This window comes from Schaalia georgiae DSM 6843, from assembly GCF_000429245.1.
Taxonomy (GTDB): Bacteria; Actinomycetota; Actinomycetes; order Actinomycetales; family Actinomycetaceae; genus Pauljensenia; species Pauljensenia georgiae.
Genome location: NZ_KE386870.1, coordinates 389342 through 414981, shown reverse-complemented (window position 1 = coordinate 414981; position 25640 = coordinate 389342). Strand labels below are relative to the sequence as shown.

Here is a 25640-nt window from a genome sequence, read left to right as displayed (position 1 = left end):
TCAGCGGACGATGAGGGGCAGGACGAAGCCGATGAGGCCCAGGGCCTCGACCATGCCGGCGCCGATGATCATGTTCGTGAAGAGCCTGCCGGCGACCTCGGGCTGACGAGCGGTCGCGTCCTGGGTCTTACCGACCAGGAGTCCGATGCCCAGCGCCGGGCCGAGGGTGGCCAGGGCGTATCCCAGGTAGGCGAATGCTGCGGTTCCCATATGTGTTTCCTTTTGGTTGCAACGCCGGAAGGCGTTGGGATCGGATCGAGGATCAGTGATGCTCGATGGACAACTTGATGTAGACGGTGGACAGGATCGTAAAAATGTACGCCTGCAGGAAGGCGACGAAGACCTCGAAGGCGGTCATGACGAACATCGCGGCCCCGGTGAAGGCGCCCGCCGCGGACAGGGCCGTGAGCTGGTGGAGCAGCGCCGCTGTGCCGAAGTAGGTCATACCGAGCAGCAGGTGCCCGGAGACCATATTGCACAGGAGACGCAGCGTCAGCGTGACCGGACGCACCACGAAGGTCGAGAGGAACTCGATCGGCGTGATGAGGAAGTAGATCGGCCACGGAAGCCCCGGGGGGAAGAGTTGCGACCTGAAGAATCCACCCGCCCCTTGCTTCGCGATGCCCGCGCCGATGAAGGTGGCGTAGGAGATGACGGCGAACACCAGCGGCACGGCGACCACTGAGGAGGCCGCGATATTGATACCGGGCAGGACGCCGGCGATGTTCATCGCGAGGACCCCGAAGAAGAGGAAGCCGATGAACCCCGCGAACTTGCGCCCGTTCTTGTTGCCCAGCATCTCCAGGGCGACGTTGCTCCTGATGTACCCGGCGACGGCCTCGACGGCCATCTGGCCGCGCGAGGGCACCAGCGACGCACGGCGGGCGACCAGCATGAGCACCAGGCACACCAGCAGGCCCATGATGAGGCGGGCCAGCGTGAGGCGGTTGAACTCGAACACGGTCCCCTCGCCGAAGATGGCGGGTTCGAAGAAGTCGTCGATGGAGGGCTGGTGGGGGTCGTCCGAGAAAGCGGGGACCGCGGTCGCCGCGATCACGGCGACCAGCAGGGCGAGGCACACCCAGTACCAGCGGGGTTTGCGCGTGGCCGGGGCCTTCGGCGCGGATTCGGCAGACAGGGGATGCCTCCTCGGGGTGGACATCATCAATGCGCGCGGGGCTAACCGCAGGACCCCATTCTACCAGGAAGTTTCCAGGGGGCGTGGGCGCAGGGGCAGCGCCTCAATCGCCGCGGCGCCCCATCCTGGCCATGACGACCGCCTCTCCCGCGCTCGCGACGATGATCGCGACGATGGCGCCGATGGCGGCCGCGCGCACGTCGACGCCGAGGGCCCGGGGCAGGTAGAGCCCCAGTGAGAGCAGGAGGATCTTGGCGGCGTAGCCGCCCCCCACCCACGCGGCGAAGTGGGCGCGGTCCACCATGGCGCGCCTCGTGAAGAACCACTGCGCGACGACGACGAGGACGACGACGGCCAGGGCGAGGACGTAGCTCATCGGCCCTCCTGTGCGCCTCGGGCGCGGATGCGTTTGACTCCCGGGAACTCGCGCATGGTGACGACGATCCCCACGCCGACCGCTCCGGCCGTGGTGATGAGGACCCGCCACCAGTCGAAGGTGAGCAGGCCGACGGCGGGCAGGCACACGATGGCGGTCCACATCCACAGGATCGCGACGACGCGCCTGTGGGAGTGCCCCGCCACCATGAGGCGGTCGTGGAAGTGGCTCCTGTCCGCCATGAAGGGGCTCTTGCCCTTGCGCATGCGGCGGATCGAGGTGACGACGAGGTCGAGGACCGGCATGAATATGACCGCCAGGGGCAGCAGGATGGGCAGCAGGCCGACGAGTATCTGCTGCTTGCCCAGCAGCGACGGGTCGATCTGGCCCGTCACTATGATGCCGCCCGCGGCCAGCACCAGGCCCATCGTCTCCGCGCCTCCGCCCATCATGATCGACGAGGGGTGGAAGTTGAACCACAGGAACCCGGTGCACACCCCCACCAGGGCGATGACGATCAACGAGGCTACGGTGGCGTAGGAGGCCGCGCCCATGAGCCGCGTGATCGCGTAGGAGTAGACGAAGAACGCGCCTGCTCCGATGGCGATCATGCCGGCGGCCAGACCGTCGAGCCCGTCGATGAAGTTCACGGCGTTGATGATGCCCACGACGATGAACACCGTGGCGAAGAGCGACAGGCGCGACGAGCCGATGGTGACCCCGAAGATCGGGAAGGTGACCAGTTGGACCCCGCCCAGCGCCATGCCCCCGGTGATGAGGATCTGACCGGCCAGCTTGGCCATCCAGTCGAGTTCGATGATGTCGTCGATGACCCCCAGGGCGCACATACCCGCTGCCGCCGTCATCACGGACCAGGGGATCGCCGTCGTGAACAAGGGCGCCATGTAGGGGATGCGGCTGGCGATGAGCATCGTGATGATCAGGGCGATGGTCATGGCCACGCCCCCCAGGCGCGGGATGGGCGTGGCCTGCAGATCGCGGCTGCGCAGCTGGGGAACGATGCCCCACTTGAGGCACACGAAGCGCACCAGTGGCGTCACGAGCAGGGTGAGTGCGATCGCCACGCACATGAGCAGCAGGTAGACCTTCATCGGGCGTTGTCCCCTTCCCCAGGGCGGTCCTCCGGCTCGAGCGGGGCCAGGGCGGCGATGCCGTCCGCCCCGAGCGCCCCGTGGCGCAGGATGCGCGCCGCCCCGCCGGTGAAGGCGACGATCGTGGACGGCGTGGACGAGGCGGTGGGCCCGGCGTCCACGTAGAGGCCGACGGCGTCACCGAAGTAGGCGACCGCCTGGTCGATGGTGGTGGCCGGCGGCTGTCCCGTGGTGTTGGCACTGGTGACCGCCATCGGGCCGGTCGCGCGCAGCAGGGCGAGCGCCCCGGGGTGGTCGGGCACGCGCAGCGCGATGGTGCCCCCCGTGTCCCCCAGGTCCCAGCCGAGGCCGTCGCGGGCGCGTAGGACCAGGGTGAGGGGGCCCGGCCAGTGCGCGCGCGCGAGGCGCCGGGCCGCCTCCGGCACGTCCGCGCACAGCCTGTCGATGGAGTCCGCGTCCGCGACGAGCACGGGCGGCGGCATCTGCCTTCCCCTGCCCTTCACGGCGAGCAGGCGCGCGACGGCGCCGGGGTTCGCCGCATCCGCCCCGATGCCGTAGACGGTGTCGGTGGGAATGACCAGGAGGGCGCCCGAGGCGGCCGCCAGCCGCGCCTTGTCCAGGTCGGGCGCGGCCCACCGGGGCGCGCAGGCGACGATCGTGGGCGTGGTGTTCATCGTGCTCATTGTGTCACGCCGGGGCGCTCGGCGACGAGGTAGCGGTCCCGCCCTGCCAGATCGCGGTGGGTGGAGGCGCCACAGTACCCCAGGGACCCGGCGGCGCGGCGCATCGCGGCCGACTGGGAGGGCGAGTGCTCCATGACGAGCGCGCCCCCGGGCGCCAGGAGGCCCAGGGCCCGTCGCGCGACGAGGCGGGGGACGGCGGTCCCGTCGGGGCTGCCCCCGTAGAGCGCCCCGGCGGGGTCGGCCAGCGCCTCGGGCTGGTCGGGCATCTCGTCGGCGGGCACGTAGGGGGGGTTGGACACGACGACGTCGGCGCTCCCGTCGAGGTGGGCCAGGGTGGCTCCGTCGGTGGCGTCAGCGAGCAGGAGCTCCACGCGCCCCGGAGCCAGGGAGGCGATGTTCGAGGCGGCCAGGCGCGCCGCCGCCTCGTCGGCCTCGACCGCCCAGACGCGGCAGCCGGGGACCTCGGTGGCCACCGCGATGGCGATGGCGCCCGAGCCGGAGCACAGGTCGACCACGGTCGCCGAGCCCCTGCGGCCCACAGCCAGGCGGGCGCGGTCGATGGCGGCCTGGGCGACGCACTCCGTCTCTGGGCGCACGACGAAGACGCCTGGCGCGGCTTGCAGGGCGAGGGCGCGGAAGTGCATGCGCCCGGTGATGTGCTGCAGGGGGACGCGCCGGGCGCGGGCGCTGACGGCGCCGCGCAGGCGCTCCACATCGTCCGGGGCGAGCAGGGGCGGGGCGGACCACAGGGAGTCGGCGCCGCACGCCCATTCGACCAGTGCGCGGGCTTCCGCTGCGGGACTGTCGACCCCGGCTGCGGACAGCTCCCGCGCCGCCCAGTCCACGAGGGCGCGCGGCGCAGTGCTGTGGACTGTCACGGCGCCGAGGTCGCCCGGGCGAGTCTTTCGGCTTCGTCGGCCTCCCGCAGCGAGGCGATCACGGGGTCCAGGGCGCCGTCGAGCACCTGGTCGAGGTTGTGGGCCTTGAAGCCCGTGCGGTGGTCGGCGATCCTGTTCTCCGGGAAGTTGTAGGTGCGGATCCTCTCGGAGCGGTCGACGGTGCGCACCTGGGAGAGGCGCTGGGCCGAGGCCTCGGCCTCTTTCTTGGCGCGCGCCTCGGCGGCCAGGCGCGAGGCGAGCACCCGTAGCGCCGCCTCCTTGTTCTGCAGTTGGGACTTCTCGTTCTGCATCGACACGACAATGCCGGAGGGCAGGTGCGTGATGCGCACCGCCGAGTCGGTGGTGTTGACCGACTGGCCTCCCGGGCCGCTCGAACGGTAGACGTCGATGCGCAGGTCGTTCGGGTCGATGACGATGTCCTCGTCGTCTTCGATCTCGGGCATGGCGAACACGCCGACGGCGCTCGTGTGGATGCGGCCCGCCGATTCGGTGACCGGGACGCGCTGGACGCGGTGGACTCCGCCCTCGTACTTGAGGTGGGCCCACACGCCCTCGTCGGGCGCGGGGCTGCCCTTGGCACGGATTGCGAGGGTCACGTCCTTGAAGCCGCCGAGCTCCGTGTGGGTCGCGCTCATTTCGGTGACGCTCCAGCCGTGCGCCTCCGCGTAGCGGGCGTACATGCGGGCAAGGTCGGAGGCGAAGAGCGCGGACTCCTCGCCCCCCTCCCCCGCTTTGATCTCGAGGATGGCGTTGAGGGCGTCCTGCGGGTCGCGCGGCGCCAGGATCCGCATCAGCGCCTCGTGGGCTGCGGCCGCTTCCTCCTCCAGGGCGGGTACCTCCGGGGCGAAGGAGGGGTCCTCCGCGGCGATCTCGCGGGCCGCGCCCAGGTCGTCGCGCGCCGCGGCCAATCGGTCGGCCGCGGCTTTGACCCTGCCGAGTTTGGCGTACCTGCGCCCCACGCGGCGCAGGCGCGCGGGATCGGCCAGGGTGGCCGGGGATGCCATGTCCTGTTCGACCTCGGCGTACTCCGCCAGCAGGGGCTCCAGGGACGCGAGGTCGTCGTGGGGCTGGTTCATCATGCTCCTCGTGTGAGAAAAGCGCTGCGGCGGCCCACCGCCCGGGGGCGCGGGCGCCGCAGCGCCGGGGTCCTGCGCGGACGGCTCACTTCTTGGGACGCACGCGCTTGCCATAGCGGGCCTCGAATCGGGCGACGCGGCCGCCGGTGTCGAGGATCTTCTGCTTGCCCGTGTAGAACGGGTGGCAGGCCGAGCACACGTCCACGCGCATCTGGCCCGACGCGATAGTGGAGCGGGTGTGGAACGAGTTGCCGCAGGTGCAGGTCACGACGGTGTCCACGTATTCGGGGTGGATGCCCTTCTTCATGGGTTTCTCCTGGATCGTTTGATGCCCCGGGTCCGGACACGCGGCGCCCCCCGCATCTTACGGGGGCCGCTTTCCAGCGCGCCTGGACCGCAGGGCCCTGGCGCCTGGGGCATGCCGGTGAACCGGAAAGCCGACGCGCCATTATGGCACGCCCGGGGCGGCCGGGTCCACGCGCGCGCTGTGCTGTGCGCGAAACCTCGTACAGCCCGGGCGGCGCTGGCCCTCAGAACGAGCCCGAATTGCCCGATCCGGAGAAACTGCCGCCGGAGGAGCCGTAGCTGCCGCTGCCCACCGAGGTCGACGACGAGGATGACGAGGACGACGAGGGCGTCCACGAGTGCTCGTCGTAGTACCTTCCGTTCATCATGCTCAGCGGCACGAAGACCGGGACGCTCCCGCTGCCCTGGGCCTGGCCGAATCCGGCCATCTTCAGCTCGGCGACGCCCGGCACGGAGAAGTTCGGGCGGATCGTTCGGCTGGGGTCGTAGTCGATGAACTCCCCGTTGAGCTTGTAGGCGCCGTCCGGTTCCGCCATGTCGTCCTCCGGCGGCTTGGTCTGGGCCTTCTGCCAGCGCAGCCGCCGTTTCCACGAGTACTCGGACGTGTCGGCGTCCAGGGAGGCGTTGATGACATCGACTGCGCACGAGCGGGTCTGCTCGCTGATGGCGTCGAGGCCTGCGAGCGCCTCGTCGGGGGTGGTCGTACCGTCGCGCAGCTGCTCGCGCATCCCCATGATGGCGTTCGTTTGCGTCCTGATCCAGCGTATGATCCCATCGCGGCTGGCGCGCGCCTCAGCGGTCTTGATCTCGTCGGTAACGGTATCGACCAGCTCTTCGAGCGAGTTGAGATCCTCCATGACCGGGCCGATCTCGTTCGCCCACGCCCCCTCCCAATCGCCCCGCATGCTGAAGAAGTCGGAGGCGGAGACGATGGCGTCGTCGCTGAGGTCGAGCTCCTTGGCCGCGGAGGCGAGCGCCTTGGCGTCGTTGCGCGCGGGCACTGAGAAGCGCAGCGCACCGCGAACATCGGCATCCGGCCTGCTCTCGGCGAGCCTGGCGATCTCGTTCTTGTAGTGGGCGAAGCGCTCCTCGACGATGGCACCGTACCGCGAGCCCGGGGGTATGGCCGCAAGCGCCGCCTCCGTCGTGGCCCTGTCCCTGTCGACATTGCCCAGGTGGAGGTCGAAATCGCGCTTGGCGCGGGCGGTCTTCCGCGGATTCGAGGCGAACACCCAGATCTCGCCCAGGCCGATGAGAGCGCCGATGATACTGAAGAAGTGCCCCGAGCCGGACACGTGGAACGCCCCCGCGTGGGGCGCAATGGCGCGCGCCCCAGCGAGCATTCCCGCGTCCCAGTTCTTGCCCTTGAACTCGGCGCGCATGGCGTCGAGGGTGTCCTCCCCCACGGATTCGCCCGGATCGCGGTCCTCACCGCGGTAGGTGGCGGCCTCCCGCTGTTTTGGAGCTACCGCGAAGATCAGGGTGCCCGATGCCCACTTGTCCGGGTTCGCCCCGTCGATGAGCCCGAGTTGCGGGTTGTTGCGGGCGAAGGTGAGCACCGCCTCGTTGAAGTTGCCCGTGGGCACCTCGGCGAGGGTGAGGTAGACGACCCTGGAGGGCTTGGCGAACTCCATGGCGTTGGTCTCCCGGGACAAGAGGTCCTGGTCGAGGACTCCGGCCTGGTCGTAGACCTCGACGCCAGTGGGGGCGGCGTGGCCCATTCCGCGGTTGCCCGCCAGGCCGACCCAGATCCACACGAGGGGCGCCAGGAGCGCGAAGGCCACGAGCAGCCTGAGGAAGGCGCGCACGACGCGCCAGCGCTTCTTGGCTTCCTTGGCGGGATCCTTCGATTGGCCTGGGATTTGGCCGACGTAGTCGATCATAGTGCTTGATTCTACCGCCCCCCGTATTCGGAGGTGCGGGCTCTGCAACAAGATCCACCACCGCCGCGCAGGCCCTGGCCCCGGCCCGTATTCGGGGGTGCGGGTTCGCCGCGCGATTTCAGAGGTGCGGGCTCGCCGCGCGACCGGAAGGCCGTGACCACCTGCTCCACCGGCACCCCGTATTCAGAGGTGCGGGCTCGCCGCGCGATGAGGCTACTCGCCGACGCGATAGGCGCGCTCGCCGGCGCACGCCTTCCCGCATCAGGGCGCAGTCCCCGGCAGTCCGACCAGCGTGGAGCAAGAACCCAGCCGCCCCCCCTGCCACGGCGCACGCCTTCCCGCATCGGGGCGGGCAACGGTGCATTGGGATAGGCAATTTGCCTGCCCCAATGAGTGGTTCCCTGCCCGTTGTGGCCACCATGCTCCCGGGGGTGCCGCGGGTCCCGTTTTCACAGCGATACCGCCACTTTCACAGCGATACCACACTTTGCAAGTGTTATAACGCTTGCAAAGTGTGGTATCCCTTTGAAACCGTGACATCGCTTGTAAAGCAGCACTCACGCAGTCCCGAACACCTCGATTTCCAATACATGACTCGGCCAAGCGCGCCCAACGAGACGAGGACAGCCCCAACCAGTCCGATTTCCAATACAGAACTCCACGAGACTGGTCCAACCGGACAGGCAGAGCCACGAGCTCCCCACTGACCGGTGCGCTATTGACTCCGCGACTCCGCCAAGAGCGCCCGGACGACCAAGGCAGCCCCGCCACGGAACCCTCCCGAGCCCAACGGAGGGCATTGGGGCAGGAAACCACCTACTGGGGCAGGTTAGCCCACATTGGGGCAGGTTAATAACCTGCCCCAATGCACCGTAACCTACCCCAATGCGACAGCGCACCCACCCCAGCAGTGCTCGACTGCGGAGAAGCTGCTCCCATTGCCCACCCTGCTGACCCGTTGCCCACTCCGATGCTGGGCCCCCGCCCGGTCGACCGGGCGGGGGCAGCGGGAAGGGCGGGGCGCCTCACTCCACCGATGGCGTCGTCTTCTGGACGAGCATGAGGAACTCGGCGTTCGACTGGGTCTCCTTGAGTTTGTCGAGAACCAGTTCCAGACCGGACTGCTGGTCGAGAGTGCCCAGGACACGGCGCAGTTTCCACATGATCCGCAGCTCCTCGGGCTTGAAGAGCATCTCCTCGCGGCGCGTGCCCGACGCGTTGACGTCGATGGCGGGGAAGATGCGGCGGTCGGCCAACTGGCGCGACAGGCGCAGCTCCATGTTGCCGGTCCCCTTGAACTCCTCGAAGATGACCTCGTCCATCTTCGAGCCCGTCTCCACCAGCGCGGAGGCGATGATCGTCAGGGAGCCGCCCTCCTTGAGGTTGCGGGCGGCGCCGAAGAACTTCTTCGGCGGGTACAGGGCGGAGGCGTCGACGCCACCGGAGAGGATGCGCCCCGAGGCCGGCGCGGCCAGGTTGTAGGCGCGCGACAGGCGGGTCAGGGAGTCCAGCAGCACGACGACGTCCTGGCCGAGTTCGACGAGGCGCTTGGCGCGTTCGATGGCCAGCTCGGCGACGGTCGTGTGGTCGGAGGCCGGGCGGTCGAATGTGGAGGCGATGACCTCGCCCTTGACGATCGACCGCATGTCGGTGACCTCTTCGGGGCGCTCGTCCACGAGGACGACCATGAGGTGGACCTCGGGGTTGTTGAGCTCGATGGCCTTCGCGATCTGCTGGATGATCATCGTCTTGCCGGCCTTGGGCGGGGAGACGATGAGGCCGCGCTGGCCCTTGCCCACGGGGGCGACCAGGTCGATGACGCGGGGCGTGTACGCCTTCGCGGAGGTCTCCATGCGCAGCTGCTCGGAGGGGTACAGGGGCGTGAGCTTGCCGAACTCGCGCCGGGACTTGGCCTCCTCCGGGGTCATGCCGTTGACGGAGTCGACGCGAACGAGGGCGTTGTACTTCTGGCGCTGGCGCTCGCCTTCGCGGGGCAGCCGCACGGCGCCCGCGACGGCGTCCCCGGCGCGCAGCCCCCAGCGGCGCACGTTGCCCAGGGTCACGTAGACGTCGTTGGACCCCGGCAGGTAGCCGGATGTGCGCACGAAAGCGTGGTTCTCCTGGACGTCGAGGATGCCGGCGATGGGCGCCAACTGGTCGTCGCCGCCCTCGCGCCCGCCCCTCTGGCCGCGGTCCTGGCGGTCGCCGCGCTCGCGCCGCTCGCGGTTGGAGATCCGCTCGGAGCGCTCGAGTTTGCGCCTACGGGGCTGCTCGCGGCGCTCGCGCTGGGTCTCGGCGGTGTTGTCGCCCTCGGGCAGTTCGATGTCGAGGATGGCCCCCACCGCACTGGGCCCGGCGTCCGCCCCGGCCTCCTTGGTGGTGGGGGGCAGGTCGATGGTGACGCGGGCGGGCTCAACGGCGCCCTGGGTCACGGCGCGCCGCCTGCGCGAGCGGCGGGGGCGCGACGAGGCGCGCGCCGCGTCGTCCTGTTCCCCTTCCGCGCCACTCCCCTCCTCCTGAGGGGCGGGCACGGCCTCGGCTGCCGCGTCCTGCGCGGGAGCGGAGGCCGGTTCAGTCCCAGGAGCGGGGTTCTGCGCGGATGCAGTGGCCTTGGATGCGGAGGGTTCGGGGGCGGGGCGAGCGTCGTTGCTCAGCAACTCGACGAGTTGGGGTTTGCGCAGCTGGGAGATTCCCTTGAGGCCGCGGCTTTGGGCGAGCGCCTTGAGTTCAGGCAGCTTCATGGCCTTCAGCGACTGGGTCGTTGCTTCGGCGGATGTTTCGTTGCTCACGAAGGATCCTTACTGAATGCGCCCTTGGAGGGCGGAGTGAAGTCCCAGGAATCCGCGAATCCTAAATTCCGGGGTGAAGGGTGCGCGCCGGATGTGCGTCGATGCGCGCAGAAAGACTGAATGCGGCGAACCGCACCGCGTCTACGCTGGATAGTAGCAATATACACACGCAACTGTCGACGCGTATGCCCCATGCGCACCAGTTGCGCATTAAGTCACACGCGCCGACCATGCGTTAAGCCGGTTCACCGCCCCTGTGCTCCCGCACTCGACGGGCCAGAAGTCAGCGGAATGCCCGTCGGGGGCGGCGCGCGCGTGGGCCTCGGCCCGGTCGCGTGGGCCTCGGCCCGGTCGCGTGGGCCAGAACAGAGGAAGGCCACCGGGAGGACGCAGGAGCGCCCCTGGACGATCCCGGCCGCTCCCGGACGGCCCCTGCTGGCCGACGTGGGGACAAGGCGCACTGGACGATCCCAGTCGCCCCCCGGACGACCAACCGGACCCCTGGACGCCCCCAACCGGGCCCCAGGACGATCCCGGCCGCGCCCCGGACGGCCAACCGGGCCCCGCGCGATGCGCTGGTGCAGGCGCGCGGCGGCCCGGCCCCTCACTCGGCGAGGCGCCCCTGCGTGATGCGCGCGCCCGTTGCGGCCACCGGCAGCGGCAGGACGCGCCAGCCAGCCTTCCGCGCGTCCTCGCAGATCTGCGGATCAACGTCCTCCAGCGACAGCACCGTGGGGCCCGCCCCCGACACGACCGCCGCCATCCCAGCGCCCCTGAGCCAGTCCACCAGGGCCAGCGAGGGCTCCATCGCCGGGCGGCGCGCGTCCTGGTGGAGGCGGTCCTCGGTGGCGTCCATGAGCAGTCCGTGCAGGGGCCCCTGCCCCGCCTCCGACGAGGCCCCCGCCAGCAGGGCCGACAGCAGTGCGGCGCGCGAGACGTTGAAGCAGGCGTCGGCGTGGGGCACGGAAGAGGACAGTGCGGCACGCGCGGCACTGGTTTTCAGCTCGAAATCGGGGATGAACGCGACAGGCCGGATAATGTCCGGCGGATCGAGGCGCACCGCCCTGGCACGCTTGACCGTGCCCTCCAGGCCCATCCATGCAATGGTGGCGCCCCCCAGCACAGCGGGGGCGACGTTATCGGGGTGCCCTTCCATCTCCGTGCCGATATCGAGGACTTCGTCGGGGGTGAGCACCGACGGGTCGCCGATCAGGGCGCGGGCCGCGACCACCCCGGCGACGATGGCGCTGGCGGAGGACCCCAGCCCCCGCGAATGGGGGATCCGGTTCGTGCAGTGCATGCGAATGCCGACCTGGGGGGCGCCCACGCGGTCGAGCGCCAGGCGCAGGGCGCGCACGATCAGGTTGTCGTCGCCCTTCTCCACATCGTCGGCGCCCTCCCCCTCGACGACGACCGAGGTCGCCCTGGTCGTCGCGTGGACCACGACCTCGTCCCACAGGTCCAGCGCCATCCCCATGGAGTCGAAGCCAGGACCCAGGTTCGCCGTCGTCGCGGGCACCGCCACCGCGACGCGGTCTTCGCGCACCCTCATCTCAGTCGCCCTCCACGCGGATGGCCGAGACGATCTCGCGCACGGATGCGCAGTGCCCGAGGGCGCGCACGACCGCGCGCAGATCCGCCTCGCGCGCCATGTGGGTGGTGACGATGAGCGAGCACGCCCCGGGCTCGGAGTCGTCGTGCTGACTCACCGCCTGGATGGATGCGCCGTGGCCCGCGAAGACGCCTGCCACGTCCGCCAGGACGCCGATGCTGTCCTCGACCCGCATGCGCACGTGGTACCGGGTGCGGGCGCAGCCGGGGTCGAGGACCGGCAGATGGGCGTAGACGGACTCCCGGGGCGCGTGCCCCCCGTAGGCGCGGTGGTGCGCAGCGGCGACCACGTCGGAGAGGACGGCCGAGGCTGTGGGCGCGCCTCCCGCGCCCTGGCCGTAGAACATGAGGCGCCCGGCGGCCTCGCCCTCGACCACGATGGCGTTGAAAGCGCCGTCGACGCTGGCCAGGGGGTGGTCGGCGGGGATCTGGGCGGGGTGGACGCGCATGCTCACGCCCTCGCGCCCATCGTCTCCGGTGCGCCGCTCCGCAATGGCGAGCAGTTTGATCACGCGCCCCTCCCTGCGGGCTTGGGCCATGTCCTCGGCGGTGACACGGGTGATCCCCTCGACCTCGACGTCGTCGATGCCGACCCGGGTGTGGAAGGCCAGCGACGCCAGGATCGAGCACTTCGCAGCCGCGTCGAGGCCCTCGACGTCGGCGGCGGGATCGGCCTCGGCGTACCCCAGGCGCTGCGCCTCGGCCAGCGCGTCGGCGTACCCAAGGCCCTGGGAGTCCATCGCGTCGAGGATGAAGTTGGTGGTCCCGTTGACGATGCCCATGACTTTGGTGATCCGATCGCCGGCCAGGGACTCGCGCAGGCCGTAGACGACGGGGACTGCGCCGGCGACGGCGGCCTCGTAGTACAGGTCGGCGCCCGAGGCGGCGGCGGCCTCGTACAACTCGGGGCCGTGGGCGGCGAGCAGAGCCTTGTTCCCCGTGACCACGGAGGCCCCCTGGCGCAGGGCGCGCAGCACCAGGGTACGGGCCGGTTCGATGCCGCCGATGAGTTCGACGACCAGGTCCATCCCGTCGATGGCCGCGGCGGGATCGGTGGTGAGCAGGGCGGGGTCGATCTCCACGTCGCGGGGGGCGCCGGGGTCGCGGACCAGGACGGCGCCGATGGAGAGCCCGGCACCGGAGCGCTGGGCGAAGTCCGCGCTCGAGGATTCGAGGATTCGGATGACCTGGCTGCCGACGGTTCCGGCTCCTAGGATGCCGACGGTCAGTTCAGGAAGCGGGCGTGTCACAGGTTGTCTCCATTCTCCTCGGGCGGCACGACTGGGCTCTCGCCCCTAGTTTAAGAGGAAGCGGGCACGCTCCCATAATGGTGCCCACGCGCTGACCAGGGACCTTAGTCCCAGCTTTTGGTCTTCCTTCCCACCGCCCTCGACGGAGTGAGACATAGCGCATGCGTCACGGGCTGACACCTCTTGATCGCAACCAAAGTCCCGTAGGACAATAGGCCCAGGCACCACATTCCGGTGCAACCAGGAGCAGCGCTCCACACGGCCCGCCTCCCCCACCCCGGGGGGGACGGAAAAGCGAGAAGAGGAAGTATGACGACAGACGAAAACGCCTGGGAAGGCTTCGTCGAGGGCACTTGGTCACAGGAGATCGACGTCCGTGATTTCATCCAACGCAACTACACGCCGTACGAGGGCGACGCCTCGTTCCTCGCGGGTCCGACGGAGAAGACCCTGCGCGTGTGGAACACCCTCGAGGAGAAGTACCTCTCCGAGGAGCGCAAGGTCCGCATCCTCGACGTCGACACCGACACCCCGGCTGACATCGACGCGTTCAAGCCCGGCTACATCTGCGAGGACGACGACGTCATCGTCGGCCTCCAGACCGACGCCCCCCTCAAGCGCGCCATGATGCCCAACGGCGGCTGGCGCATGGTCGAGACCGCGATCCACGAGGCGGGCAAGGAGTACAACCCCGAGGTGAAGAAGATCTTCACCAAGTACCGCAAGACCCACAACGACGCCGTCTTCGACATCTACACCCCCCGCATCCGCGCCGCCCGCTCCTCCCATATCATCACGGGCCTGCCCGACGCCTACGGCCGCGGCCGCATCATCGGCGACTACCGCCGCGTCGCCCTGTACGGCGTGGACCACCTGATCGAGCAGAAGCAGAAGGACAAGGACCGCTACGTCGACCAGCCCTTCTCCGAGCACTGGGCCCGCTACCGCGAGGAGCACTCCGAGCAGATCAAGGCCCTCAAGAAGCTCAAGAAGCTCGCCGCGGACTACGGCTACGACATCTCCGGTCCCGCCAAGAACGCCCACGAGGCGGTCCAGTGGACGTACTTCGGCTACCTTGCCTCCGTCAAGAGCCAGGACGGCGCGGCCATGTCGATCGGCCGCCTGTCGGGCTTCTTCGACTGCTACTTCGAGCGCGACCTGAAGAACGGCGTGCTCGACGAGGCCGGCGCCCAGGAGATCATCGACGCGCTCGTCATCAAGCTGCGCATCACCCGGTTCCTGCGCACCGTCGCCTACGACCAGATCTTCTCCGGGGACCCCTACTGGGCGACCTGGTCCGACGCCGGCTTCGGCGACGACGGGCGCACCCTGGTCACCAAGACCTCGTTCCGCCTGCTCCAGACCCTGGTGAACCTCGGCCCGGCCCCCGAGCCGAACATCACGATCTTCTGGGACGAGAACCTGCCCAAGGGCTACAAGGAGTTCTGCGCCTTCATCTCGATCACGACCTCGTCCATCCAGTACGAGTCCGATCCGCAGATCCGCCAGCACTGGGGCGACGACGCCGCCATCGCCTGCTGCGTGTCCCCCATGCGCGTGGGCAAGCAGATGCAGTTCTTCGGCGCCCGCGTCAACGCCGCCAAGGCGCTCCTCTACGCGATCAACGGCGGCCGCGACGAGATGAGCGGCAAGCAGGTCATGGAGGGCTACGCCCCCATCCAGGGCGACGGCCCCCTCGACTTCGACGAGATCTGGGCGAAGTACGAGGACATGCTCGACTGGGTCGTCGGCACCTACGTGGAGGCGCTGAACATCATCCACTACTGCCACGACCGCTACGCCTACGAGGCCGTCGAGATGGCCCTGCACGACGCGGAGATCGTGCGCACCATGGGCTGCGGCATCGCCGGCCTGTCCATCGTGGCCGACTCCCTGGCCGCCATCAAGTACGCGAAGGTCTACCCGATCCGCGACGAGACCGGCCTGGTGGTCGACTACCGCACCGAGGGCGAGTTCCCGACCTACGGCAACGACGACGACCGCGCCGACGACATCGCCGCGACCGTGGTCCACACCATCATGGACAAGATCCGCGCCATCCCGATGTACCGCGACGCGGTCCCGACCCAGTCGGTCCTCACGATCACGTCGAACGTCGTCTACGGCAAGGCCACCGGCGCCTTCCCGTCGGGACACAAGAAGGGCACGCCCTTCGCCCCCGGCGCCAACCCGGAGAACGGCATCGACACCCACGGCATGGTCGCCTCCATGCTGTCGGTCGGCAAGCTGGACTACAACGACGCGCTCGACGGCATTTCGCTGACGAACACGATCACCCCCCAGGGCCTGGGGCGCACGCAGCAGGAGCAGATCACCAACCTGGTGGGCATCCTCGACGCGGGATTCGTCCCCGACGACTCCTGCGCCTACGACGGCACCAAGGGCTACTGACCCCAAGGGTTCTGCCCCGGCCGGGGCGGCGGCACGACCATTGCCGCCCCGGCCCCACCCAATGAACGTGGGCGAGGTGGGAGACCCCCATCGACTGCCCTGAGCCGGTCCACCGGCTCCACAACAAGGAGAAACGATCATGGCAACCAAGACCTACGAAGAGCGCCTCGCCGACATGAAGGCAGCCCGCGAAGAGCGTGGCGATCAGGACGGCCTCTACCACGCGAACATCAACGTCCTCGAGGAAGCGACCCTCAAGGACGCGATGGAGCACCCCGAGAAGTACCCGAACCTCACGGTCCGCGTCTCCGGCTACGCCGTCAACTTCGTCAAGCTCACCCGCGAGCAGCAGCTGGACGTCCTGTCCCGCACCTTCCACCACTCCGCCTGAGAGGTAGTGGGTGCGGAAGGGGCGCCGGTCTTCCGGCGCCCCTTCTCAGCGCCCACGCGCCAATGCCCGTGCCAGCTGCCAAAGCAGCGGCCGCACCCGCGGGCGATAACCGATCGAGGCCCGCCGCGCCGCCGCGACAGCCCGTAGCGGCCGCACCCGCAGCCACCACGGACAGCCACCGCACAGACCCCTACCGCACAGAACGACCGCCTCGGTGGGTTCCGGCCACCGCCTCCTCGCCGAGCACGGCCGCGCGGAACAACGACACCGCACGGCCCGTCCGCCGACTCCACTCCGAGCACGGCCGCGCGGCACAACCACCGCCACCACGCCCACCCATTCGCGGGCGCCACATGATTGGGGGACCAATGTCGACCACTGCACTGCCGCTTCCCACATTCCGCGAACAGGATTTCCAGGCCCCCCAGGCCCGTACAGTGGGCCAGGGTGTGGAGGGCCTCGAGGAACTCACCGACCTCCAGCGCTCCGAGCGCCTCAAGCGCATGCGGGAGGGCACCCTCGGCTCCATCCACTCCTGGGAGCTGGTGACCGCTGTGGACGGCCCTGGCACGCGCATGACCGTGTTCCTCAACGGCTGCCCTCTGCGCTGCCTGTACTGCCACAACCCCGACACCTTCCTCATGAAGGATGGGGCCCCCATCTCCGACGAGGAGCTGCTGAGCCGCATCGCCCGCTACCGGCGGATCTTCCGCGCCACGAACGGCGGTATCACGCTCTCGGGTGGCGAGGTCCTCATGCAGCCCGCTTTCGCCAAGCGCATCATCCACGGCGCCAAGCAGATGGGCGTGCACACCTGCATCGACACCTCCGGCTACCTGGGGGCGAACTGCGACGACCAGATGCTCGACGAGCTCGACCTAGTGCTCCTGGACGTGAAGTCCGGCGACGAGGAGACCTACAAGGCCGCCACAGGGCGGGAACTGGCGCCCACCATCGCCTTCGGCGACCGCATCGCCCAGCGCGGCGGCCCCACACGGATGTGGATCCGCTTCGTCCTGGTCCCCGGCCTGACCGACGACGAGGAGAACATACGCCAAGTCGGCCAGATCATCAGCCGCTGGAAGAACGTCATCGACCGGGTCGAGGTGCTGCCCTTCCACCAGCTGGGCAGGGACAAGTGGCACTCCCTGGGACTGGAGTACAAGCTGGAGGGCACGAACGCGCCGTCCCCCGAGGCCACTGAGAAAGTCCGTGACTACTTCCGGTCCCTCGGCTTCGAGGTGCACTGACCGCTGGGCCCGGCGGTACAGCGGTGGGACTCCTCCCCGATCCCCATGATTCCTGTTCCGCGTGCCGCGCCGTGCGGGCGACTGGGGCGCCGTGCCGCGCGGGTGACTGTTGGCCAGGGCACCGCGCCTCGCCTGCGGGCGACTGGGGCGCCGTGCCTCGCTGTGCGGTTGACTGGGCCGCCTCGCTGTGTCTGCGGGCGACTGGGGCACCTCGCCGCGGCGGTGCAGCGGTGTGACTCCTCCCCGATCCACATGACCCCTGCCACGCGCCTCGCCATGCAATTGACGAGGCAACCGGGCGCAGGGTTGGCGCGGAGGCGCCCGAGGCTGACTACCGTAGCCGATGGCGGCCGCCCCCGCATTCAGACTGTTGATATCGCATGGACGCGCGTTGTCGACACCGACGCGCGTTATATCCCCCTCGCGGTGTCGACAACCCCCTCACGGTGTCAGTGTCCTCCGCGACGGCGATGAGGAGCCGCTCGATCGGGTGTCGACAACCCCCTCACGATGTCAGTGTCCTCCTCACGCAGTCGTGCACAACCCCGACCCCGCCTCGGCGACTGTCCACAACCCCTCCATGATGATTCGAAAGACGACGACGCCACCACGTATGACGGAGGCATGTCGCAGTTCCATTTCGCACTCGTCCGATCGACTGCCCAGAATTATGCGGATTTGCTCCGGGACCCTTCCTTCGCCCACCTGCGCAGGGGGTTCTTCCTCCACACACTGAACATGGAGGAGCAACCACCCGTATACGACGTGTGGCGAGAAGTGGCATACCACCGGCTTCAGGCGGTGCGCCTGTCTTCCACCTCACCACCAGTCTTCGTCGGAGAATCCGCGTTGCTGGCCCACGGAATCCCTCTATGGGAATCGAATCCGAACGTGTGCATCCACACAGCCGGGCGCGTGCAACGCTATCCGTTCCCACATGTCCGCATCGGTGGGCTGACCATTCCGGGGTGCGCCGTCCGTTCCTTCACCAAGCCTCCCACGAACCAGACGACAAGCATCTCGGGCCTCGAATGCGAAGACGTCATCGACGCCCTGATCCGCGTCATCGCATCCGAGGAGCGGCTGTCCGCTTTCGTCGCTGCCTGCATGGGCATCCGGCACCTCTCGCGATTCGACACGCGGTCACTCGCCGCGTCCCGCAGCCGCGAACGCGAGGTGAAACGTCAGATACTCGTGCGAATGCGCTCATCACCCTACCGACGGTCGCACATTCTCATCGAACAGATCGTCGACAACGCGGACGCCGGATGCGAGTCAGTCCTGGAGGCGGCTCTGCTGTGGGTCGTGCTCAGTGTCTGCCCCTATGATGTGCGGACCCAGTTCGTTATCGACACGCCGGACGGGCACTTCCGGGCGGACTGGGCGATCATCGAGCTCGGACTCGTGGGCGAGGCCGATGGCGCGGCCAAGCTCGGATCGACGATCACCGCCTTCCGCACCGCGCAACGCGCATGGATGGCGCGCCAGCGGGCGCTGGAGCAGGAGGGGTGGACCATCCGCCGCTACCAGTGGGCGGACTTCGAGGACATACCCGCACTGCGCGAGCAGCTGGCCCGCGCAGTCAACCCCCATGACCTGCCCATCCCTCCGTCGCGCGGGCGGTTGTGGAGGCCTCCTCGCGACTGCGACAGCCCACAGCGCCGTTTCCACGTCCGTCCCGCCGACCAGTACTGACGGCAGTCACGTGTGAGCGCGCATCGTGGCATGCGACTCGTACACTCACGCCGAGACGATGGACGGCAGTCACGTGGGGGTGGGTGTCGTTGGCATGAGCGCGGGTTGTCAGTATTATCGTAGGGCGCCAGCATCGACCCATGCCGTCGGCGTGAACACGCATTGTCAGCACCGAGGTGGGCTGTCCGTCCGCACCGAGGCGGGCTGTCTGTCCGCACCAACGCGCGTTGTCGACACCGACGCGCGTTATATCCCCCTCGCGGTGTCGACAACCCCCTCACGGTGTCGACAACCCCCTCGCGGCGCGAACGACCGCGTCCGACGGTGGACACGGCGCTCGTTTGCCAGGAGCACTGCCATCCCCGAAAGGCGCGCCCCCTCGGTCATCCCCTCCCGAGGGCGCGCAGTCGCGCTCAGTGGCGTGTGCGAGCCTTGTCAGCCCTTGCGCCCGCTCAGTGGCGGGAGCGGCCCCAGCAATCCTTGCGCCCGCTCAGTGGCGTGTGCGAGCCTTGTCAGCCCTTGCGCCCGCTCATGCGGCCAGCGTAGTGGATACGCGTTCGAGGCGCGGGGCGCGCCGTGCGTCCAGGTGCGCCAGGAGCGCCCGCAGCTGGTCGATGTCGGCCGCGGGGTCCTCGGGGTGCCATTGGACGCCGATGATCGGGGCATCGCGGTGCTCAACGGCCTCGACGGTGCCGTCTTCCGCAGTCGCGCACACCGCCAGCCCCTCTCCCGGCGCGTCGACGCGCTGGTGGTGGGCCGAGGACACCACGGTCGAGGCTCCAGTCAGCAACGGGCCGAGCGCCCGGTACAGTTCCATCCCCGCCGCCACCCGGACCCCGTGGCGGACGAAACGGTGGTCAGTGAGGATCAAGGGGTTCGTGTGCGTGCCCTCGGCGCCCTCGATGTGCTGCTCGAGCGTGCCGCCGAAAGCGACGTTGATGAGCTGCATGCCGCGGCAGATGCCCAGCAGTGGCGTGCCCGTGGCCCTCGCGTGGTCGATGAGCGCCAGCTGCCCCAGGTCCGCGCGGTACCAGTGGCGGCCCTCGCCCTCGTATCCCTGCGGGCGCCCGTACAGGGACGGGTGCACGTCCTCGCCACCCATGACGACGATGGCGTCGGCGCCCCGGGCGCGCAGGCGGGCGCCCTCCGGCCCGTCCTCCTGGGCGTACTCGCGGACCACGTGCCACGTCGGCAGCGCCGCGCTCAGCAGGCGGTCCCACAGGCGCATGCAGATCGCGTTGTATGCCGGGTCCCCCGGACGCGCCGGTAGGACGTTGGAGATCAACAACGTCGGCCTGTGGGAGTTCATGGGCCCATAGTGCCAGGCCACGGCGCACCGCCACCAGGGCGTCCACGCCGTGGCCGATTGTGACAAGAGAGCGGGGACTGCGAAGGGCCCGCGGCCCCCGCTCGGATTCCCCGGGGAGCGGGGCGGGGCCCGGGGCCGCACGCCCAGCGCCGATCGTCACGTCGCGCGCCTCCACACCTGGAAACAGCGGAACCCGGGGCCGCAACCCAGCGTCGATCATCACGTCGCGCGCCTCCACGCCTGGAGACAGCGTGGCCCGGGGCCGCGCACCCAGCGGTGGCGGTCCCGGGCCCCGGACACGGATCAGGCGAGGGTGCCCATCGGGTCCCACGCGGGCAGGTGCGCGGGCTCCTCGGTGAGCGCGCCGACCAGTTCAGCGGGCAGGGAGTCCACGGGGACGACGACCTCGAAGACGTACTCGGAGAACCACGCGTCGTCCATCGTGAAGAACCCCTTGTCGCCGGGCTCCTCGCCCCACGAGTTCTCCACGCGCCAGCGGCGCGGCGCTCCGGCCTCGTCGACGTCGACGCCGGTGAAGAGCATGGCGTGGTTCATCGCGGACTCGCCGGTGTTGACGCGCTGCTCCTTCGTCATCGCCAGGTCCACGCCGAACAGGGAGGAGAAGTCGAAGAGGCCCTCGACGAAGAGGCCGGACTTCCTGTCCGACTGCTGGGAGCAGTCGGCGCCGAACCACACGGGCTTGCCGGCGCGCAGCGAATCGGCGGCGAGGCGCTTGATCGTGTCCATCTCGGCGTTGATGTAGCGGATGGGCCGACCGCCCACGACATTGCCCAGGTGGTCGACGGTGAGGGCCCTGCCCTTGGGGTGCTCGCGGCGGGGGTCGTCCACCAGGCACACGTACTGCGTGAGGTCCGCCTCCACGTAGCGCGCGAAGAACTCGCGGGGCGTCAGGGTGCCGTCGCGGTGGAAGTCGCCATTGTCGTCGCGCCACTCCCATTCGAAGGAGGCGGGCGGCTCCCCGAGGCTGATGACGAGGATGCGCCACACCTGGGCGAGGGCCTTTTCTTTGGCGGCGGCGACCGCCTCGTCGGAAGCCCCCTGGGCGACCAGTTCCCGCAGCTCCAGGGCGGTGCGCCGCAGCAGCACTTGGAGCAGGGTGTTCATGCGGTGGCTGTTGGAGGACGACTCGGTTTCGGGCATGGCCTGCTTGGGCACGAGGCCGTGCTTGACGTAGAGGGAGACCGCCATGTCCCACTGGCCGCCGTCGGAGAGCACGTCGGCGAGCAGGAATTGGAGCAGCCGCCCGTCGAGGTCCTCGGTGGCGGCGGTGGCGATGACGTCCGTGAGGAACCAGTTCGCGCGTTCGAACTTGTCCCAGAAGAACACGTAGTTCTGCGAGAACTCGAAGTCCTTGAGGCCCAGGCGCTCCCTGGCGGCGGAGCGGATGAGGTTGAGGGACGAGAACAGCCAGCAGCGCCCCGATTTCTTCTGGGAGGTCACCTTCCAGTCGTCGATACGGTCGGAGACGACAGTGGGCGTCGCGACGACGCGGTCGCGGTCCGTCGAGGCGGCTTCGATGCCGGCCACGGTGACGGCGTTGCGGGCGACGGTGCGCGCGGGGTCACCGCTGGCGCGCAGGCGCTCGATGAGTTCTTCGCTGATCTGGTGGGGCATTGGGGGTGTCTATCCTTCCTTCGTGTGGCGGGGCGTTCACGCCTACCGGCCAGGGTACCGCCCCGGCGTGACGCCCGCTACCATTCGCCCTTTAGAATGGGGGCACGACAACTCGGGTCCGCTTCGCGGGCGGGACAGGCAGGGAGGCCCTTGTGACCACGCACACGCTATCTGGTACGGAACTGACCCTCTCCTCGGGCGACTACACGGCTCGGGTGGTGACCGTGGGCGCGGGCCTGGCGGGGCTGGAGTGGCGGGGGCACCGGATCGTCCTCCCCCACGGCGCCGACCAGGTCCCCCCGGCCTACATGGGCAAGGTCCTGGTGCCGTGGCCGAACCGCATCGCGGGCGGGGCGTACACGTGGCAGGGACGGCGCTACAGCGTGCCCGTCAACGAGCCGGAGCTGGGGACCGCGCTGCACGGGCTGGCCGCCTGGACCGACTGGCGGGTCGTCCACGCGGACTCCGACTCGGCGACGCTGGGCCTTTTCATCGCCCCCACCTACGGGTACCCGTGGCCGTTGCAAGCGTGGGTGACCTACGCGGTCGATGCGGCGCGCGGCCTGAGCGTGACGGTCTCGACGAAGAACATCGGCCAGGCCGCGGCCCCCTACGGGACGGGCATACACCCGTATTTGACGGTGGACGAGCGCCCCGCGGACTCCTACGAGCTCACCCTGCCGGCCTCGTCGGCGCTCACCACGGACGCGAGCCTGATCCCGACCGGGCGGGTCGCGGTCGACGAGGCGGGAGTGGACTTCCGGGAGCCCGCCCTGATCGGGGGGCGCTCGATCGACCACGCTTTCACGGGGATTGAGGCCGAGGGCGCGTGGAGCGCGTCGATCGTCCACCGCGGAACCGGAATCGGGGCGGCCATCACCGCGGACACGCCGTGGGTGCAGGTGTACTCGGGCGAGCAGGTGTCCCGCAGGGGCGTGGCCATCGAGCCGATGACGTGTCCGCCCGACGCCTTCAACTCCCACACGGACCTGGTCGCCCTGGAGCCGGGGCAGACGCACTCGATGACCGTGGGGATCCACGGCTTCGCCCTGTAGGCGGGCGGGCGCCCGGGCGGACACTGCGGACCCCCTCCCGGGCTCCGGACCGTGCCGACGGGGCGGGGGCTGACGAGGCGGGGGCCGATGGGACCGCTGCCGGCGAGGCGGGGCCGGCGGGGTTGTGTTGACGGGGCCGCTGCCGTTCCAACACACCGGGCCGCTGTTCCGCTGGGGCTGGTGCTCCCGAACCCGCCCCCCCTTCCGCAGCGCGCGCCAGGCCGCTATTATTCGAATAGTTAGTGAGCGGACTCGTGGGACGGAGGGAAGAACGTGCCGCACCCGGGGATCGTCATGGCAGTGGCCCTGCTATTCGGATCGATTGTATTGTTCTTATGGCACCAGGAGATGTTCAGCGACGGGTACGTCGGACGGTTCAGCCGTCAGTCCAACGCCGAGCGACCAAAGAACATCACAGCCCTGGTCGCACCAGCGATCGGGTGCATGTCCCTATCCGTAGGATTCTGCGCGCTCTCGGCATTCGTGATGTCCTACAGCGATCCCCCGGCCGAGGAGCCGAGCGGGTTCTGGATGTATTGGGGCACGTTCTGGGGCGCACTCATACTCGTCTCACTGATCGTTGCCGCCGTCGGCTTCATCCCGCTCCCCTTACCGAAGTGGATGTACCCGCCTTACCACGAGGCGAAGCGGGAGGAGCAACGCCGGCGGGAAGCCGACGAGCGCACAGGGAGGCGTTGACAGGGCGGACGGATGACGGCCGTCAAGGAGAACGGTCCCGGCCAGACGGGACCCTCCTGAAACGGAACAACCGACGACGCCTTCTGAGGTGTCGTCGGCATTGCCACAGGGAGCCGCCATCGGCACCTTCGGAGGCCCCATCGGCATCGCCGCAGGCACAGTCATCAACGGAATCGCAGGAAGTTCAATCGGATCAGGAGCTGCTGATTTCTTGAAGTTGGGGGTAAGTTGGTTGCTCCACGGATAGAAATAGACCACGTCCTCATTGACTCAGACATACAGTCCCATATGAAAGGAAGAGCATGAAAGGACCGTTGTTACTGATTACAGCAGCAACCTTCGGCACTCTTATCCTGTACCTTTGGTACTGTGAGATGTTTAGCGACGGGTTTGTGGGCTCGTTTAGCCGAGCTTTCAACAGCAGGAGGGGGAAGAATTTCATCGCGCTTTCCCAACCCGCGTCAGGACTCGCCGCATGCTTTATCGGTATATCTGCACTCGGAACAGTAATAGATCCACACGTATTTAGCAGAGGTCACCACATCTTTCCATTTTGGGAGGTATGGACTCTGTTCTGGGGCATTCCAGCAGTGCTGTGCACGTTCCTCATCTTCATAGGTTTCATTCCGTTCAATCTGCCTGAGTGGATGTATCCGGAGTACCATGCGGCGAAGCGTGAGGAGCAGCGTAGGCGGGAGGCTGCCGAGCGTGGGGAGATTGAGGACCGCAACCCGTTCTTGGACGACAACGGCGTGTACACCTCACAACTGGGCAACGTCCCCGTCGACATCCCAGAAGCAGTCGGCCTGCCCGTCACAGGCGATCCCCCAACCCTCCAGGGACCGCCCAAAACGGAGGAGCCTGCACTCTACGACACCAGCGCCACCGGGGTCTTCGACATCACAGCCACTACCGCCGCACTGCCCCGCACCGGGGCGCCCACCAGCCACGGGATCCGCCCCGCCCGCGCCTCACGCGTCCACTGGTGCCCGCAGGAAGGCGACGCCACTCCAACAGCGGACAACGCCACGGATGAACCTGCTAGCACCGACGAAACGGAGCATTTGTCGGCGTCTTCAGAGGTCCCGCCAATGTCACCCTCCGAAACCGTCATCTGCAGAGTCATAGAAGGGCTTTTTGACACATTTGTCGAAGGGATCACAGGAGACAGAATCGCACAGAATTCTAAGTAGACTGATTCAAAGGGGTCGAAGATACAGTCGGATCAGCATTCACCTTCTACCGCTGCCCCAAGGAGGACAGAAAATGCGCGAACTACTAGGAGTAGTAGCGGGATTAATATTCAGTTCCACTGTTTTCTTCTTCTGGTACCACGAGATGTTCTCCGACGGCCCCGTTGGCGAGTTCAGTCGCTCTTTCGACAGTGGACGGGGGAAGAATTTCACCGCTCTCACACAACCAGTTTTCATAGTATTGAACATAAGCGCATCTATGATGCTCATCACAGGGTTCTTCACGTCGCGCTCCGCGCGCGAGGTTGCCCGCATGAATAGTCCATGGCGCGTGTGGGCGCTTTTTTGGGCGATAATGTGCCTATTCTCATTGCTTGTTCTTGCTATTAGCTTCATCCCATTCACTCTGCCTGAGTGGATGTATCCGGAGTACCATGCGGCGAAACGTGAGGAGCAGCGTAGGCGGGAGGCTGCCGAGCGTGGGGAGATTGAGGACCGCAACCCGTTCCTGGACGACAACGGCGTGTACACCTCACAACTGGGCAACGTCCCCATCGACATTCCGGAGGCAGTCGGCTTGCCCGCCACAGGCGATCCCCCGCCCCTCCAGGGCCCACCCGAAACGGAGGAGCCTGCACTCTACGACTCCGACACCACCGACGCCTTCGACATCACCGCCACTACCGCCGCACTACCCCACACCGGGGCGCCCACCAGCAACGGCGCCCGCCCCGCCCGCGCCTCGTGCGCCTACAGGGGCCCGCAAGAGGATAGGGACACTGCGGTGGCGCACAGCACTGCGGAGCAGGCTGCCAGGATCGAAGAGTGAGACAGGTAGGAGAAGGGTGTTGACTGTCCTGTTATCCGATCAATAACGT

The 25640-nt window shown here is 68.4% G+C and carries 22 protein-coding genes; 8 read left to right on the top strand and 14 right to left on the bottom strand.

Translation table 11 applies throughout. The features are described from left to right. The 12 genes from atpE to G447_RS0110245 all read right to left on the bottom strand — a co-directional run bounded on the left by atpE (position 1) and on the right by G447_RS0110245 (position 13123). Positions 1-210 (bottom strand): ATP synthase F0 subunit C, encoded by a 210-nt coding sequence (gene atpE / locus G447_RS0110300; RefSeq protein ID WP_005869233.1) that lies wholly within the window; start codon positions 208-210, stop codon positions 1-3. 52 nt (positions 211-262) lie between these two features. Then, positions 263-1162, bottom strand: coding sequence for a F0F1 ATP synthase subunit A (gene atpB, locus G447_RS0110295; RefSeq protein ID WP_026430991.1), 900 nt, complete (start codon positions 1160-1162; stop codon positions 263-265). Positions 1163-1241: 79 nt separating this feature from the next. Beyond that, positions 1242-1514 (bottom strand): hypothetical protein, encoded by a 273-nt coding sequence (locus tag G447_RS0110290; RefSeq protein ID WP_005869240.1) that lies wholly within the window; start codon positions 1512-1514, stop codon positions 1242-1244. Beyond that, a complete protein-coding gene (locus G447_RS0110285) occupies positions 1511-2626 on the bottom strand; it encodes a glycosyltransferase family 4 protein (protein WP_026430990.1) in 1116 nt (371 codons plus the stop codon). Before G447_RS0110285 ends, G447_RS0110290 begins: the two co-directional genes overlap by 4 nt. After that, a complete protein-coding gene (locus G447_RS0110280; RefSeq protein WP_026430989.1) occupies positions 2623-3309 on the bottom strand; it encodes an L-threonylcarbamoyladenylate synthase in 687 nt (228 codons plus the stop codon). The genes G447_RS0110285 and G447_RS0110280 overlap by 4 nt, the downstream gene beginning before the upstream one ends. Continuing rightward, positions 3306-4187 carry a N5-glutamine methyltransferase family protein gene (locus tag G447_RS0110275; RefSeq protein WP_026430988.1) on the bottom strand — a complete coding sequence of 294 codons (882 nt, stop codon included), beginning with the start codon at positions 4185-4187 and terminating at the stop codon, positions 3306-3308. The genes G447_RS0110280 and G447_RS0110275 overlap by 4 nt, the downstream gene beginning before the upstream one ends. Next, entirely contained in the window at positions 4184-5284 is a 1101-nt protein-coding gene (gene prfA, locus G447_RS0110270; RefSeq protein ID WP_005869254.1) for a peptide chain release factor 1, read from the bottom strand. The genes G447_RS0110275 and prfA overlap by 4 nt, the downstream gene beginning before the upstream one ends. Before the next feature lie 85 nt (positions 5285-5369). Beyond that, positions 5370-5591: a 50S ribosomal protein L31 gene (rpmE, locus tag G447_RS0110265; protein ID WP_005869222.1), complete on the bottom strand. Its 222-nt coding sequence runs from the start codon at positions 5589-5591 to the stop codon at positions 5370-5372. 223 nt (positions 5592-5814) lie between these two features. Beyond that, on the bottom strand, positions 5815-7473 hold the full coding sequence (locus tag G447_RS0110260; protein WP_026430987.1) for a DUF5129 domain-containing protein: 1659 nt from the start codon (positions 7471-7473) through the stop codon (positions 5815-5817). A 1025-nt stretch (positions 7474-8498) separates the two neighbouring features. Beyond that, positions 8499-10262: a transcription termination factor Rho gene (gene rho / locus G447_RS0110255; RefSeq protein ID WP_026430986.1), complete on the bottom strand. Its 1764-nt coding sequence runs from the start codon at positions 10260-10262 to the stop codon at positions 8499-8501. Positions 10263-10866: 604 nt separating this feature from the next. After that, positions 10867-11814 carry a homoserine kinase gene (gene thrB, locus G447_RS0110250; protein WP_026430985.1) on the bottom strand — a complete coding sequence of 316 codons (948 nt, stop codon included), beginning with the start codon at positions 11812-11814 and terminating at the stop codon, positions 10867-10869. Position 11815: 1 nt separating this feature from the next. Then, complete coding sequence (locus G447_RS0110245; RefSeq protein WP_026430984.1) at positions 11816-13123, bottom strand: homoserine dehydrogenase; 1308 nt, start codon at positions 13121-13123, stop codon at positions 11816-11818. Positions 13124-13432: 309 nt separating this feature from the next. On the opposite strand from G447_RS0110245, the gene G447_RS0110240 reads away from it, so the two are divergent. The 4 genes from G447_RS0110240 (at position 13433) to G447_RS0110225 (ending at position 18871) form a co-directional block, all read left to right on the top strand. Then, entirely contained in the window at positions 13433-15535 is a 2103-nt protein-coding gene (locus G447_RS0110240) for a pyruvate formate lyase family protein (RefSeq protein WP_026430983.1), read from the top strand. 139 nt (positions 15536-15674) lie between these two features. Further along, positions 15675-15926, top strand: coding sequence for an autonomous glycyl radical cofactor GrcA2 (grcA2, locus tag G447_RS0110235; protein ID WP_005870114.1), 252 nt, complete (start codon positions 15675-15677; stop codon positions 15924-15926). Positions 15927-16294: 368 nt separating this feature from the next. Beyond that, positions 16295-17176 (top strand): pyruvate formate-lyase-activating protein, encoded by an 882-nt coding sequence (gene pflA / locus G447_RS0110230; protein WP_026430982.1) that lies wholly within the window; start codon positions 16295-16297, stop codon positions 17174-17176. A gap of 915 nt (positions 17177-18091) precedes the next feature. After that, positions 18092-18871 carry a hypothetical protein gene (locus G447_RS0110225; RefSeq protein ID WP_243442366.1) on the top strand — a complete coding sequence of 260 codons (780 nt, stop codon included), beginning with the start codon at positions 18092-18094 and terminating at the stop codon, positions 18869-18871. Positions 18872-19400: 529 nt separating this feature from the next. Here G447_RS0110225 and G447_RS0110220 read toward each other — a convergent pair. Continuing rightward, positions 19401-20180, bottom strand: coding sequence for a gamma-glutamyl-gamma-aminobutyrate hydrolase family protein (locus tag G447_RS0110220; RefSeq protein ID WP_026430980.1), 780 nt, complete (start codon positions 20178-20180; stop codon positions 19401-19403). Between the two features lie 303 nt (positions 20181-20483). Then, positions 20484-21815 (bottom strand): C1 family peptidase, encoded by a 1332-nt coding sequence (locus G447_RS0110215; protein WP_026430979.1) that lies wholly within the window; start codon positions 21813-21815, stop codon positions 20484-20486. Positions 21816-21967: 152 nt separating this feature from the next. On the opposite strand from G447_RS0110215, the gene G447_RS0110210 reads away from it, so the two are divergent. The 4 genes from G447_RS0110210 (at position 21968) to G447_RS12715 (ending at position 25591) form a co-directional block, all read left to right on the top strand. After that, positions 21968-22870, top strand: coding sequence for an aldose-1-epimerase (locus G447_RS0110210; protein ID WP_026430978.1), 903 nt, complete (start codon positions 21968-21970; stop codon positions 22868-22870). Positions 22871-23164: 294 nt separating this feature from the next. Continuing rightward, complete coding sequence (locus G447_RS0110205) at positions 23165-23569, top strand: hypothetical protein (RefSeq protein WP_034477202.1); 405 nt, start codon at positions 23165-23167, stop codon at positions 23567-23569. 302 nt (positions 23570-23871) lie between these two features. Next, positions 23872-24762 carry a hypothetical protein gene (locus tag G447_RS12720; RefSeq protein ID WP_243442365.1) on the top strand — a complete coding sequence of 297 codons (891 nt, stop codon included), beginning with the start codon at positions 23872-23874 and terminating at the stop codon, positions 24760-24762. A 73-nt stretch (positions 24763-24835) separates the two neighbouring features. Then, positions 24836-25591, top strand: a complete 756-nt coding sequence (locus G447_RS12715; RefSeq protein WP_243442364.1) for a hypothetical protein — start codon at positions 24836-24838, stop codon at positions 25589-25591. Positions 25592-25640 lie beyond the last annotated feature (49 nt).

Bases quoted from the DNA above. Each gene is read 5' to 3' on its own strand.
- atpE (WP_005869233.1), bottom strand. From the start codon at position 210: ATGGGAACCGCAGCATTCGCCTACCTGGGATACGCCCTGGCCACCCTC.
- atpB (WP_026430991.1), bottom strand. From the start codon at position 1,162: ATGTCCACCCCGAGGAGGCATCCCCTGTCTGCCGAATCCGCGCCGAAG.
- G447_RS0110290 (WP_005869240.1), bottom strand. From the start codon at position 1,514: ATGAGCTACGTCCTCGCCCTGGCCGTCGTCGTCCTCGTCGTCGTCGCG.
- G447_RS0110285 (WP_026430990.1), bottom strand. From the start codon at position 2,626: ATGAAGGTCTACCTGCTGCTCATGTGCGTGGCGATCGCACTCACCCTG.
- G447_RS0110280 (WP_026430989.1), bottom strand. From the start codon at position 3,309: ATGAGCACGATGAACACCACGCCCACGATCGTCGCCTGCGCGCCCCGG.
- prfA (WP_005869254.1), bottom strand. From the start codon at position 5,284: ATGAACCAGCCCCACGACGACCTCGCGTCCCTGGAGCCCCTGCTGGCG.
- rpmE (WP_005869222.1), bottom strand. From the start codon at position 5,591: ATGAAGAAGGGCATCCACCCCGAATACGTGGACACCGTCGTGACCTGC.
- G447_RS0110260 (WP_026430987.1), bottom strand. From the start codon at position 7,473: ATGATCGACTACGTCGGCCAAATCCCAGGCCAATCGAAGGATCCCGCC.
- thrB (WP_026430985.1), bottom strand. From the start codon at position 11,814: ATGAGGGTGCGCGAAGACCGCGTCGCGGTGGCGGTGCCCGCGACGACG.
- G447_RS0110240 (WP_026430983.1), top strand. From the start codon at position 13,433: ATGACGACAGACGAAAACGCCTGGGAAGGCTTCGTCGAGGGCACTTGG.
- grcA2 (WP_005870114.1), top strand. From the start codon at position 15,675: ATGGCAACCAAGACCTACGAAGAGCGCCTCGCCGACATGAAGGCAGCC.
- pflA (WP_026430982.1), top strand. From the start codon at position 16,295: ATGTCGACCACTGCACTGCCGCTTCCCACATTCCGCGAACAGGATTTC.
- G447_RS0110220 (WP_026430980.1), bottom strand. From the start codon at position 20,180: ATGAACTCCCACAGGCCGACGTTGTTGATCTCCAACGTCCTACCGGCG.
- G447_RS0110215 (WP_026430979.1), bottom strand. From the start codon at position 21,815: ATGCCCCACCAGATCAGCGAAGAACTCATCGAGCGCCTGCGCGCCAGC.
- G447_RS0110205 (WP_034477202.1), top strand. From the start codon at position 23,165: ATGGCAGTGGCCCTGCTATTCGGATCGATTGTATTGTTCTTATGGCAC.
- G447_RS12720 (WP_243442365.1), top strand. From the start codon at position 23,872: ATGAAAGGACCGTTGTTACTGATTACAGCAGCAACCTTCGGCACTCTT.
- G447_RS12715 (WP_243442364.1), top strand. From the start codon at position 24,836: ATGCGCGAACTACTAGGAGTAGTAGCGGGATTAATATTCAGTTCCACT.